13 protein-coding genes are annotated in these 11938 nt (G+C 35.8%); all 13 read left to right on the top strand.

The genetic code is table 11. The features are described from left to right. Positions 1 to 47 precede the first annotated feature (47 nt). The 13 genes from paaA to paaZ all read left to right on the top strand — a co-directional run bounded on the left by paaA (position 48) and on the right by paaZ (position 11905). Complete coding sequence (paaA, locus tag BUR17_RS18450; RefSeq protein WP_074231975.1) at positions 48 to 986, top strand: 1,2-phenylacetyl-CoA epoxidase subunit PaaA; 939 nt, start codon at positions 48 to 50, stop codon at positions 984 to 986. 105 nt (positions 987 to 1091) lie between these two features. Further along, positions 1092 to 1373, top strand: coding sequence for a 1,2-phenylacetyl-CoA epoxidase subunit PaaB (paaB, locus tag BUR17_RS18445; RefSeq protein ID WP_034679196.1), 282 nt, complete (start codon positions 1092 to 1094; stop codon positions 1371 to 1373). A gap of 70 nt (positions 1374 to 1443) precedes the next feature. Next, the gene (gene paaC / locus BUR17_RS18440; RefSeq protein ID WP_074231974.1) at positions 1444 to 2193 is read left to right on the top strand and encodes a 1,2-phenylacetyl-CoA epoxidase subunit PaaC; all 750 of its coding nucleotides are present in this window, start codon (positions 1444 to 1446) and stop codon (positions 2191 to 2193) included. Between the two features lie 79 nt (positions 2194 to 2272). Further along, complete coding sequence (gene paaD / locus BUR17_RS18435) at positions 2273 to 2737, top strand: 1,2-phenylacetyl-CoA epoxidase subunit PaaD (protein WP_074231973.1); 465 nt, start codon at positions 2273 to 2275, stop codon at positions 2735 to 2737. A gap of 161 nt (positions 2738 to 2898) precedes the next feature. Continuing rightward, positions 2899 to 3699: an enoyl-CoA hydratase/isomerase family protein gene (locus BUR17_RS18430; RefSeq protein WP_074231972.1), complete on the top strand. Its 801-nt coding sequence runs from the start codon at positions 2899 to 2901 to the stop codon at positions 3697 to 3699. A 76-nt stretch (positions 3700 to 3775) separates the two neighbouring features. Beyond that, positions 3776 to 4909: a 3-hydroxyacyl-CoA dehydrogenase NAD-binding domain-containing protein gene (locus tag BUR17_RS18425; protein WP_074231971.1), complete on the top strand. Its 1134-nt coding sequence runs from the start codon at positions 3776 to 3778 to the stop codon at positions 4907 to 4909. A gap of 102 nt (positions 4910 to 5011) precedes the next feature. Continuing rightward, the gene (locus tag BUR17_RS18420) at positions 5012 to 5326 is read left to right on the top strand and encodes a hypothetical protein (protein WP_074231970.1); all 315 of its coding nucleotides are present in this window, start codon (positions 5012 to 5014) and stop codon (positions 5324 to 5326) included. Between the two features lie 2 nt (positions 5327 to 5328). Further along, positions 5329 to 5742, top strand: a complete 414-nt coding sequence (locus BUR17_RS18415; protein ID WP_074231969.1) for a PaaI family thioesterase — start codon at positions 5329 to 5331, stop codon at positions 5740 to 5742. Between the two features lie 27 nt (positions 5743 to 5769). Continuing rightward, entirely contained in the window at positions 5770 to 6465 is a 696-nt protein-coding gene (locus tag BUR17_RS18410; RefSeq protein ID WP_074231968.1) for a DUF6624 domain-containing protein, read from the top strand. A gap of 63 nt (positions 6466 to 6528) precedes the next feature. Continuing rightward, a complete protein-coding gene (gene pcaF, locus BUR17_RS18405; RefSeq protein WP_074231967.1) occupies positions 6529 to 7737 on the top strand; it encodes a 3-oxoadipyl-CoA thiolase in 1209 nt (402 codons plus the stop codon). Positions 7738 to 7854: 117 nt separating this feature from the next. Continuing rightward, the gene (locus tag BUR17_RS18400; RefSeq protein ID WP_074231966.1) at positions 7855 to 8448 is read left to right on the top strand and encodes an acyltransferase; all 594 of its coding nucleotides are present in this window, start codon (positions 7855 to 7857) and stop codon (positions 8446 to 8448) included. 18 nt (positions 8449 to 8466) lie between these two features. After that, complete coding sequence (locus tag BUR17_RS18395) at positions 8467 to 9294, top strand: alpha/beta hydrolase (protein WP_074231965.1); 828 nt, start codon at positions 8467 to 8469, stop codon at positions 9292 to 9294. 121 nt (positions 9295 to 9415) lie between these two features. After that, entirely contained in the window at positions 9416 to 11905 is a 2490-nt protein-coding gene (paaZ, locus tag BUR17_RS18390) for a phenylacetic acid degradation bifunctional protein PaaZ (RefSeq protein ID WP_074231964.1), read from the top strand. The last annotated feature ends 33 nt before the right edge of the window (positions 11906 to 11938 follow it).

Raw genomic sequence — 11938 nt, 5'->3', positions numbered from 1 at the left:
ATCATTGGTACATTGTTAGACTGATACATTGTTAAATTGGAAAAATTATGGATTTAGAAAAATTTGTACAATACGTACACGACGAAAATAAAGTAGAACCAAAAGATGTAATGCCTGATGATTACAGAAAATTATTGGTTCGTCAGATTTCACAGCACGCGCATTCTGAGATTGTCGGAATGTTGCCGGAAGCCAACTGGATTTCCAGAGCGCCTTCTTTGAGAAGAAAAATGGCTCTTTTGGCTAAAGTTCAGGATGAGGCAGGTCATGGTTTATACTTGTATTCTGCAACTGAAACGCTAGGAAACGGAACCATCAGAGCGGACAGAGATGCTACCTACGACGATATGTTAGAAGGAAAAGCGAAATATTCAAGTATTTTCAATTATCCGACATTGAGTTGGGCAGATATCGGCGCAATCGGCTGGTTGGTTGATGGTGCTGCAATTATGAATCAGGTAATGTTGATGGGGAATTCTTACGGTCCTTATTCAAGAGCGATGGTGAAAATCTGTAAAGAAGAATCTTTCCACCAAAGACAAGGTTACGAGATTTTGATGGCACTTTGTCGTGGTACAAAGCAACAGAAAGAAATGGCTCAGGCTTCGTTAAATCGTTTCTGGTGGCCGGCTTTAATGATGTTTGGTCCAAATGATGACAGTTCACCAAACTCAAAAATTTCTATGAATTACAGAGTAAAAAGAGAAAGTAACGACAGTCTTCGTCAGAGATTTATCGACGTTACCGTTTCTCAGGCTGAATTCTTAGGATTAACTGTCCCGGATAAAGATTTAAAATGGAACGAGGAAAGACAACATTATGATTTCGGAGAACTTCCTTGGGATGAGTTCATGGAGATCTTAAAAGGAAATGGACCTTGTAATAAGAAAAGATTGCAGACAAAAGTAAAAGCACAGCAGGAAAACCTTTGGGTAAAAGAGGCAGCGATAGCTTTTGCAGAAAAACAAGAAAAAATTTCAATATAACAATATACCAATGTAAAAATGTAACAATCATTGTCATGCTGAGCTTGTCGAAGCATCTCATTGGTAAACTGGTACATTGATACATTGTTAAATTTAATTTTATTTATGGCAAATTTAGATATGTGGGAAGTGTTTATTCAGACTAAACCGGGATTATCTCACAAACACGTTGGAATTGTACAGGCACCAACAGCAGAAATGGCTTTGCAGAATGCAAGAGACGTTTATACAAGAAGAAAAGAAGGAACTTCAGTTTGGGTTGTTCCAAGTAAATATATCGTGACTTCAGAAGGAATTGATAAAGAAGCTTTCTTTGATCCTGCTGATGACAAATTGTACCGTCACCCGACGTTCTACGACATTCCAAACGATGTAAAAAATATGTAATAAAGAAGTTAGAAGTTAGATTCTAGAATTTAGTCTAATTTCTAACCTCTAATTTCTAAATTCTATAAAAATGAACCCATTATATAATTATTTATTAAAACTTGCAGACGACAGTTTCATTATGGGACAGCGTTTGTCTGCGTGGTGCGGTGAAGGTCCTTATTTGGAGGAAGATATTGCATTAACAAACATTGCTTTGGATGAACTAGGTCAGGCAAACAATTTTTACGTTTATGCTTCAAGAGTTATTGACAACGGAAAAAGCGAAGATGATTTAGCTTTCCTAAGATACGAACACGAATATGTAAATGCACACTGGACAGAACTTCCGAACGAAGATTATGCTCAGACGATTTTAAAAGTTTACGTTTTTTCGGTGTATCAAAAGTTGATGTATGAAGCATTATCAAATTCTACAAATGAAGAACTTTCTGCAATTGCTCAGAAGTCTTTGAAAGAAGTAAGATATCACTATACTCATACTGCTTCTTGGATGAAAATTTTTGCTCAGGGAACGGAAGAAAGTAAATCCCGTTTAGAAAAAGCGATTGAAAATATTTGGGAATACACAAAAGGTTTATTCGCAAAAACAGAAGGAGAAGATGATTTGGTAGCTTTAAATATTGCTCCAAATGCAGATGCTCTTTACGAAGAGTTTTTAGCGATTACACAAAAAGATTTTACAGATTTCGGTTTAGAATATCCTGCAAACCCTTTCATGCAACCAAAATCAAGAACAGGATATCATACAGAATATTTCGGATTTATGCTTTGTGAATTGCAATATATGCAGAGAGCATATCCGGGATGTACTTGGTAATAAAATGTACCAATATATCAATCTAACAGTCTAGCAATGATTGTTACATTGATACATTGTTAAATTGTTAGATTTGAAATTGAAAAATCCTTTAGAAATATTAGAACTCGTTCCCGATCCGGAAATTCCGGTAATCAATATTGTGGAATTGGGCATTGTGAGAGAAGCGAAAATTACGAGCGAGAATTCTTGTGAAGTAACGATTACGCCGACTTATTCTGCCTGTCCCGCTATGTTTACCATTGAAGAAGACATCATCAAATTGATGAAAGAAAACGGTTGGGATGCGAAAGTAGTTACCAAAATGTTTCCGATTTGGACGACAGATTGGCTGACAGATGAAGCGAGAGAAAAACTTCGTGTTTACGGAATTTCACCTCCCGAAAAAGGAGCCGACGAACATCACATTGGGAAACCTAAAAAATGTCCACGTTGTGGTTCGATGAATTCAAAACAGATCAGCCGATTCGGGTCTACTTTATGTAAGGCTTCGTATCAATGTTTAGACTGTTTAGAACCTTTTGATTATTTTAAATGCCACTAGAATTAATGTCGCAATATAACAATGTAACAGTTTACCAGTATATTCAGCATGACATTACAATTGTTGCATTGTTAGACTGGTAAATTGCTACATTATGACTAAATTAGTGCATTATTAAATCTTTGAATTTTTAAATAATTTAATCTTTAAATTAAAAAACTATGTACACACAACTTGATATTGAATCACATTTTGACGGAAAGCTTAAAATTGCTTACCTCAATCAGCCTGAAACGATGAATGCGCTTACAAAGCCATCTTTGGGAGATTTAAAAGATTTTATTAAAGAATGTAGTGATGATCCTACAGTAAGATGTGTGGCGATTTCAGGGCGAGGAAGAGCTTTTTGTTCTGGTCAGAACTTGGATGATGCATTTGTTCAGGGTAGTGAGCATCATGATAACGACATCATCAGAAGAATTGTAACAGATTATTACAATCCTTTGGTGCTTGAAATTACCCGTTGCAGAAAACCGGTTGTTGCTTTGGTAAACGGTCCGGCTGTAGGAGCTGGAGCAATGTTAGCCTTAATTTGTGACTTTGTTTTAGCTAATAATAAAGCGTATTTCTCTCAGGCATTTTCAAATATTGGATTAATTCCTGATACAGGAGGTACATATTTTTTACCTAAATTATTGGGGAGACAATTGGCAAATTACTTAGCATTTACAGGAAAAAAACTGTCTGCTGAAGAATCAAAAGCTTATGGTTTGGTAGCTGAGGTTTTCACTGAAGAAGAATTTAATTCAAAATCAATGGAAATTTTAGAAAAAGTATCCAATATGCCGACTGTTGGTTTAAAATTAACCAAAAAAGCATTCGCCAATTCTTACGATAACACATTGAAAGAACAATTGGAATTGGAAGGCGATCTTCAACAAGAAGCTGCAGAAACAGAAGACTTCAAAGAAGGAGTACAAGCATTTTTAGAAAAAAGAAAACCTAATTATAAAGGAAAATAAGAATTAATATAACAATGTACCAATGTAGCAGTTTAACAGTGATTGTTGCATTGTTACATTGATACACTGTTACATTATGACGAATGTAGGAATTATCGGTGCCGGAACGATGGGAATTGGCATCGCACAAGTAGCCGCAACGAACGGATGCAAAGTTTGGGTCTATGACGCCAATGCAAAACAAGTAGAAACGGCAACTGTAGGTTTGGAAAAAACATTAACCAAATTGGTTGATAAACAAAAAATTTCGGCAGAGAAAATGACTGAAATTTTAACTAACATTTCCATTGCTACAGAATTGAAAGACTTCAAAGATTGCGAATTAGTAATCGAAGCTATCATTGAAAACAAAGAAATTAAAACCAAGGTTTTCACAGAATTAGAGAAACACGTTTCTGAAAGCTGTGTAATTGGTTCCAATACATCCTCTATTTCCATCACCTCTCTTGGTGCGGAATTACAAAAACCGGAACGTTTCATCGGAATTCACTTCTTTAATCCGGCTCCTTTGATGCCTTTAGTTGAAGTTATTCCATCTTTACTGACAGAAAAATCTTTAGCGGAAAAAATCTATAATCTGATGAAAGATTGGGGTAAAATTCCAGTTATTGCAAAGGATATTCCAGGATTTATCGTTAACAGAATTGCTCGTCCTTACTATGGTGAAGGTTTGAGAATTGTTGAAGAAAATATCGCCACTGTAGAACAGGTTGATGATGCTATGAAAATAATTGGAAACTTCAAAATGGGCCCTTTTGAATTAATGGATTTAATTGGAGTTGATGTCAATTTCTCAGTAACAAAAACGGTTTACAACGAATATTTCTACGACCCGAAATACAAACCATCTCTCCTTCAGCAAAGAATGTCTGAAGCAAAACTTCACGGCAGAAAAACCGGAAAAGGTTTCTACGATTATAGTGAAGATGCTGTAAAACCGGTTGCTCAAAAAGATGAAGCTCTTTATCAACAAATATTTTTAAGAATTATTTCGATGTTGATCAATGAAGCAGTTGAAGCAAAAAGATTAGGTGTTGCGAATGATGAAGATTTAGAATTGGCAATGCAAAAAGGAGTGAATTATCCAAAGGGATTATTGGCTTGGGGAAAAGAAATTGGATATGCAAAGATCTCCGAAACCCTTCAAAGTCTTTACGAAGAATATCAGGAAGAAAGATACAGACAAAGCCCGTTACTTCGTAAAATGTAACAATATACCAATCTAACAATGTCGCAATTTGTCTGTCATTCTGAGCAAAGCGAAGAATCTCAATTGGTAAACTGCTACATTGTTAAATTATTACATTAAAAAATGGATATAGATGGATTTCGCGCCGAGTTAGAAACAAGGCTTCTCATTGAAAAAGAATATTTAATTCAGGAACTTTCTTCAATAGACGATGATAAAGAAAAGCTTGAGTTATTGGGTAGATTTAATGAAAAATATAAAGAGCTGATCAAAAGAATTGCCAATGAAGACGGTATAAATTTAAATGCTCCTTATCCAACTGAAAATCCATCAAATTCAGAAGACCTTTCATACGAGCAGATAATTCTCGGTAAAACCATGAGTGTTTATGACAAATTGGTGGACGAATTATATGAAGAAATAACAAGCAGAAATTAAAAATGAATCCAAGACAGGTTGCAGAATATATGTTTGATCAGGATTATTTTTCCCAATGGATGAATATCAAGATGATCGAAGTAAAAGAAAATTATTGTCTACTCGAAATGCCCATCAAAAAGGAAATGATTAATGGGTTGAAAACCGTTCACGGAGGCGTTACGTTTGCTTTTGCGGATTCTGCATTGGCATTTTCGTCCAACAATTCCGGAGATGCAGCTGTTGCATTGAACTGTATCATCAATTTTACGAAAGCAGGAAAAGAGGGTGATATTTTCAGAGCAGAAAGTATCTTGGTAAACGATACAAGAAAAACCGCTGTTTACGACATTAAAATTACGAATCAAAACGAAGAATTGATTGCAAAATTTGTCGGAACAGTCTATAAAATCGGAAAAAAAGTAACCGATTTGTAAAAGCACCAACCATCAAATTTAAACAATATGAGAAAAATGTTTTTACTGCTTTTCACGCTTTTAACTTTTCTGATGAATGCTCAGCAGAAAGTAAACGAAGTTTTGAAAAAAGAACTCGATGAAATCATGAAAGTAGATCAGGGCTACAGAATGCTTTTTGACTCCGAAATAACTCCAGAAAAAAAGGATAAATTACTGAAAGATCTGAATATTGATAAAGAAGAGTTTGAAAAGAAAAACTGGCAATTGGTTGCGGAACACGACAGCCTGAATATGCAGAAAATTAAAAACATTATTTCTCAATATGGCTACCCAGGCAAAACATTGGTAGGAGAGCCTACGAATCAGGCGGCATGGTATGTCATTCAACATTCAACAAAGATTGGAAAATATCTGCCTCTCATTAAGGAAGCTGGAAAAAAGAAAGAAATTCCTTTTACATGGGTTGCGATGATGGAAGACAGATATCTGATGAATGAAAACAAAGAACAGATCTACGGAACACAGGGAAAAGGAGAAATGACAAAGGATAAAGATGGGAAACAGGTTTTTATCAATTTTGTATGGCCTGTTAAAGATCTTAAAAATGTAAATAAAAGAAGAAAAGAGGCCGGATTTGATTCTACTATTGAGGAAGATGCTGAAAGAATGTTCGGGAAGGACTTTAAATACGAACCTTATACTTTACAACAGGTTTTAGAAATAAGAAATAAAAACAAATAAATAGAAAAAGAGAATATAGTAATTTTCAGAATTTCTCATTCTTAAATTTTTCAAATAAAAATTATGAACAACGTATATATCATAGATTATGTAAGAACACCCATTTCAAAATTGTCTGGAGGACTTTCAGAAGTTCGTGCAGACGATTTGGCGGCGATTGTTATTCAAGAAATTGTGGCAAGAAATCCTGAAGTTCCTGTTGAGGAAATTGAGGACGTTATTTTCGGATGTGCTAATCAGGCAGGTGAAGATAACAGAAACGTAGCAAGGATGGGACTTTTATTGGCTGGTCTTCCTTATAAGATCGGAGGTGAAACAGTAAACAGATTGTGCGCTTCAGGAATGTCTGCAGTGGCAAATGCTTTCCGTTCGATTGCTTCTGGAGAAGGTGAAATTTACATCGCAGGTGGAGTTGAGCATATGACGCGTTCGCCTTATGTGATGTCAAAACCTAGTACTGCTTTTGGTAGAGATAGTCAGATGTTTGATACCACTTTCGGATGGAGATTTGTCAATCCGAAAATGAAAGAAATGTATGGCGTAGATGCGATGGGCGACACTGCTGAAAATTTAGCAGAAATGCACAACATCAGCCGTGAAGACCAGGACAAATTTGCGCTTTGGTCTCAACAAAAAGCAACTAAAGCTCAAGAAAGCGGAAGATTGGCGGAAGAAATTGTGAAAGTTGAAATTCCACAAAGAAAAGGCGAACCAAAGATCTTCGATACAGACGAATTTATCAAGCCAACTTCTTCAATGGAGGGATTAGGAAAACTTCGTCCAGCTTTCAGAAAAGAAGGCGGAACAGTAACAGCAGGAAATGCTTCAGGAATGAATGACGGAGCAGCTGCTTTAATTCTTGCAAGTGAAGAAGCTGTAAAAAAATATGGTCTAAAACCAAAAGCTAAGATTTTAGGTTCATCTGTTGCCGGTGTTGAACCAAGAATCATGGGAATCGGTCCTGTTGAAGCAACTCAGAAGCTATTGAAAAGATTAGATCTTTCATTAGATGATATGGATGTAATCGAACTAAACGAAGCATTTGCTGCTCAATCTTTAGCAGTAACAAGAAGTTTAGGTTTACAGGATGACGATTCAAGAATAAATCCAAACGGTGGAGCGATTGCAATTGGTCATCCACTTGGAGTTTCCGGTGCGAGAATCATCGGTTCTGCAGCTATTGAACTTCAAAAGCAAAATAAAAAATATGCATTGTGTACCCTTTGTATCGGTGTCGGACAAGGTTATGCAATGGTGATTGAAAAAGTATAACTTTTTCAATAATTTACCAATATAACAATGTATCAGTGTAACAATTAGCGCGCAGTTTTCAATTGTTACATTGGTAAACTGATACATTGTTACATTAATTTTTTAACAAAAAATTTTATGAACATTTACTCATATCACGGTATTCGCCCCATCATCAAACCTTCTGCTTATATTCATCCACAGGCGGTAATTATTGGAAATGTAGAGATTGGTGAAGAAGTTTATATCGGTCCCAATGCAGTAATTCGTGGCGATTGGGGTAAAATTATCATTAAAGACGGCGCGAATGTTCAGGAAAACTGTACGCTTCATGTTTTTCCGGGTATTGAAACAATTTTGGAAGAATCTGCACACATCGGTCACGGTGCGATTATTCATTCCGGACATATCGGTAGAAACTGTTTGGTTGGAATGAATGCTGTCGTAATGGATAAAGCGGTTATCGGTGATGAATGCATTATCGGTGCTTTGGCTTTTGTTCCTGCGAATTTCAAATGTGATGCAAGAAAATTAATTGTTGGAAGTCCTGCAAAAATTATCCGTGATGTTTCCGATGAAATGATCAAATGGAAAACAGAAGGAACAAAACTTTATCAGGAATTGGCAAGAGAAGGAAAAGATGCGATTTTACCTTGCGAACCGTTTACAGAATATGTTCAGCAGATTCCTACAAAAGTTGTTGATTACAGCATTTGGGATGATGTGAAATAACCCACTTTAAATTTAAATATGTTAAAAAAACTTCTCATTTTCTGCAGTATTCTGCTTGCATTTCAATCTCTGACCTTCGCTCAGACTAAAAATGTAAAACCATTGACTATTGGAGAAATTAGAACCATAAAGTCTAAGATCTTAAATGAAGATAGAGTTCTGAACATTTATCTTCCACAAAATTTCGACAAAACAAAATCTTACCCGATCATCTATCTTTTGGATGGAAGTATGAACGAAGATTTCATTCACGTTACAGGATTGATTCAATTCTTTAATCAAATGTATTCGATGCCGGAAACTATTGTGGTGGGAATTGCGAATATTGACCGAAAGAAAGATTTTACTTTTCATACGGATTTAAAAGATTTACAAAAAGATTATCCTACAACAGGACATTCTGATAAATTCATTAGTTTTTTGGAGAAAGAATTAAAACCTTATATCGAAAGTCAGTTTAAGACAACTGATAAATATTTATTCGGACAATCTTTAGGCGGACTTTTAGCAACAGAAATTTTGTTGAAAAAACCTGAAATGTTTAATAATTATTTTATCATCAGTCCGAGTTTATGGTGGGATGATCAAAGTCTCTTGAAACAGGCTCCTCAATTGTTAGCTAAAATTCCAGATACTAAAAAATTCGTTTATGTTTCTGTTGGAAAAGGGGAACACCCGGTAATGGTAAAAGATGCTGAAGCTTTCTATGATGTTCTGAAAAAATCAAACAAGAAAAACTGGACGATAGAATATAAAATGATGGAAACAGACAATCACGCAACAATTCTTCACAGAAGTTTGTATGAAGGTTTAGTGAAATTGTTTCCGTACCAGGAACCGAAATAAATGTAACAATATACCAATGTAAAAATCTAACAATTGCATAATGTCATACTGAGATTTTCGAAGCATCTCATTGGTAAACTGCTAGATTGATACATCGTTAAATTAAAATATAAAATATTTTATGGAAAAGTTAAAAAACTATATCTACGGCGAATGGGTCGAAGGAAATGGAAACGGAATTCCTTTGTACAACGCTGTAACAGGAGAACAGGTTGCTGTCTCGGATACTGAAGGACTGAATTTTGAACAGGCTTTAGACTACGGAAGAACAGTAGGTTACAAAAACCTTTCATCCATGACATTCTACGATCGTGGTGAAATGTTGAAAAAAGTAGCGCTTTACCTTTTAGAAAGAAAGAAAAAATATTACGAATTATCATATAAAACAGGAGCAACACACGCAGATTCTTGGGTAGATATTGAAGGTGGTTTTGGTACTTTCTTTACCTATTCAGGTTTGGCGAAAAGAATGCTTCCGAACACTCCGTTTTGGGTAGATGGAGAAACTCAGAAGATTTCTGCGAATGGAACTTTCTTGGGAGCTCATATTTTAACGCCTAGTGAAGGAGTTTCTGTACAAATTAATGCGTATAACTTCCCGGTTTGGGGAATGTTAGAAAAGTTATCCACATCTTTGTTAGCAGGTGTTCCTTCAATTGTGAAGCCTTCGCCGTTTGGTTCTTACTTAACGAATGCGGTTTTTCAGGATATGATCGAAAGCGGTGTTCTTCCTGAAGGGGCACTTCAATTGGTTTGTGGTGAACCGGGAAATATTTTAGACTACGTTCAGGACGGAGATTCTGTATTGTTTACAGGTTCTGCAAATACAGGTAGAAAATTAAAATCTTTACCTTCTGTAGCTGGAAATGCGGTTCGTTTCAACATGGAAGCAGATTCTTTGAACTGTTCAATTCTTGGATTGGATGCAAAACCGGGAACTCCTGAATTTGATTTATTCATCAAAGAAGTTCGTACAGAAATGACGACGAAAGCTGGACAAAAATGTACGGCAATCAGAAGAATTATTGTTCCTGAAAACTTAATTGGTGACGTTCAGAATGCTTTATCTAAAGCTTTAGATCAGACAAAAATCGGAAATCCATTAAGCAGAGAAACAAGAATGGGTTCTTTGGTTGGAAAACAGCAGTATGATGAGGTTTTAAGAAAAGTTGATATTCTAAAAACTGAAAATGAACTTGTCTATGACGGAAAACACGAATTGGTAGATGCAAACTATGAAAATGGTGCATTTATGAGTCCGAAATTGTTCTTAAACGATTCTCCATTCACGAAAAATATCTCTCACGATGTCGAAGCTTTTGGACCGGTTTCTACGTTGATGCCTTACAAAGATGCGGAAGAAGCTGCTACGTTGGCAAAAAGAGGAAAAGGAAGTTTGGTAGGTTCTATCATTTCTCATGATGAAAAATTTGTAGCCGAAACTTCATGGAAAATGGCTTCTCAGCACGGTAGAATTTTCGTGTTGAACAGAGACAATGCAAAAGAAAGTACAGGTCACGGTTCTCCACTTCCTACTTTGATGCATGGAGGCCCCGGAAGAGCAGGTGGTGGTGAAGAAATGGGCGGTTTGAACGGTCTTCATTTCTTTCTTCAGAAAACAGCCATTCAAGGTTCTCCAGATATTTTGACTGCAATTACAAAGGTTTATCAGCAAGGTGCTGAGAAAAAATATTCTGACAAACATCCTTTCCAAAAATATTTCGAAGAAGTTGAAGTTGGAGATTCTTTAGAAACCGCAGGAAGAACGGTTACTGATGCAGATATCGTTAATTTCTCTAATGTTTCTTGGGATCATTTCTATGCTCACACAGACGCAACAAGTTTAACAGGAACTATTTTCGATAAAACCGTTGCTCACGGATACTTCATTCTTTCCGCAGCAGCTGGATTATTTGTTTCTGGTAAAAAAGGTCCTGTAATTGCGAATTACGGATTAGAAAACTGTTCTTTCTTCAAACCTGTTTATGCAGGAGACACGATTACGGTTTATTTAACGGCAAAAGAAAAGATCAACCGTGGAGTAAAAGGAAGAAATATTCCTTCTGGTGTTGTAAAATGGTTGGTGGAAGTGGTGAACCAAAGAGAAGAGGTAGTTTGCGTAGCGACAATTTTAACTTTGGTGGCTAAACATTCTCCTTTTATTGATCTTAAAAATGTTCAGAAAATTGTAAACGGATTATCTGAAAATACTCAGCCAGCTTGGGGGAAAATGTCTCCTCAGCAAATGATTGAGCATTTGGAACATGGCGTTTTGGTAAGTTTAGGTGAACCGGAAGCTGACAAATGTTTCACTCCTGAAGAACAGCTGGAAAAATGGCAAGATTCTCTGTATAATCACAGAAAAATGCCAAAAGATTTCCCTGCACCTTTCTTGGCTGAAGATGAAACTTTATTAGAATTAAAGCATAAAAATCTTGATGCTGCAAAACAGTCTTTCTTAGATAATTTGAAGAGATTCTCTATTTATTATAAAGAAAATCCACAAGCAGAACATATGAATTTTGTGTTCGGAAAATTAAACAAAGAAATGTGGGAGTTGATGCATAAGAAGCATTTTACTCACCATTTTGAGCAGTTTGGATTGATTTAATATTTTAAATTTAACAATAAAACAATTTAACAG

Source organism: Chryseobacterium scophthalmum, from assembly GCF_900143185.1.
Classification (GTDB): Bacteria; Bacteroidota; Bacteroidia; order Flavobacteriales; family Weeksellaceae; genus Chryseobacterium; species Chryseobacterium scophthalmum.
Note: the sequence above shows the minus strand (reverse complement) of the source record. Positions and strands in the feature narration are given on the sequence as shown.

Bases quoted from the DNA above. Each gene is read 5' to 3' on its own strand.
- paaA (WP_074231975.1), top strand. From the start codon at position 48: ATGGATTTAGAAAAATTTGTACAATACGTACACGACGAAAATAAAGTA.
- paaB (WP_034679196.1), top strand. From the start codon at position 1,092: ATGGCAAATTTAGATATGTGGGAAGTGTTTATTCAGACTAAACCGGGA.
- paaC (WP_074231974.1), top strand. From the start codon at position 1,444: ATGAACCCATTATATAATTATTTATTAAAACTTGCAGACGACAGTTTC.
- BUR17_RS18430 (WP_074231972.1), top strand. From the start codon at position 2,899: ATGTACACACAACTTGATATTGAATCACATTTTGACGGAAAGCTTAAA.
- BUR17_RS18425 (WP_074231971.1), top strand. From the start codon at position 3,776: ATGACGAATGTAGGAATTATCGGTGCCGGAACGATGGGAATTGGCATC.
- BUR17_RS18420 (WP_074231970.1), top strand. From the start codon at position 5,012: ATGGATATAGATGGATTTCGCGCCGAGTTAGAAACAAGGCTTCTCATT.
- BUR17_RS18415 (WP_074231969.1), top strand. From the start codon at position 5,329: ATGAATCCAAGACAGGTTGCAGAATATATGTTTGATCAGGATTATTTT.
- BUR17_RS18410 (WP_074231968.1), top strand. From the start codon at position 5,770: ATGAGAAAAATGTTTTTACTGCTTTTCACGCTTTTAACTTTTCTGATG.
- pcaF (WP_074231967.1), top strand. From the start codon at position 6,529: ATGAACAACGTATATATCATAGATTATGTAAGAACACCCATTTCAAAA.
- BUR17_RS18400 (WP_074231966.1), top strand. From the start codon at position 7,855: ATGAACATTTACTCATATCACGGTATTCGCCCCATCATCAAACCTTCT.
- BUR17_RS18395 (WP_074231965.1), top strand. From the start codon at position 8,467: ATGTTAAAAAAACTTCTCATTTTCTGCAGTATTCTGCTTGCATTTCAA.
- paaZ (WP_074231964.1), top strand. From the start codon at position 9,416: ATGGAAAAGTTAAAAAACTATATCTACGGCGAATGGGTCGAAGGAAAT.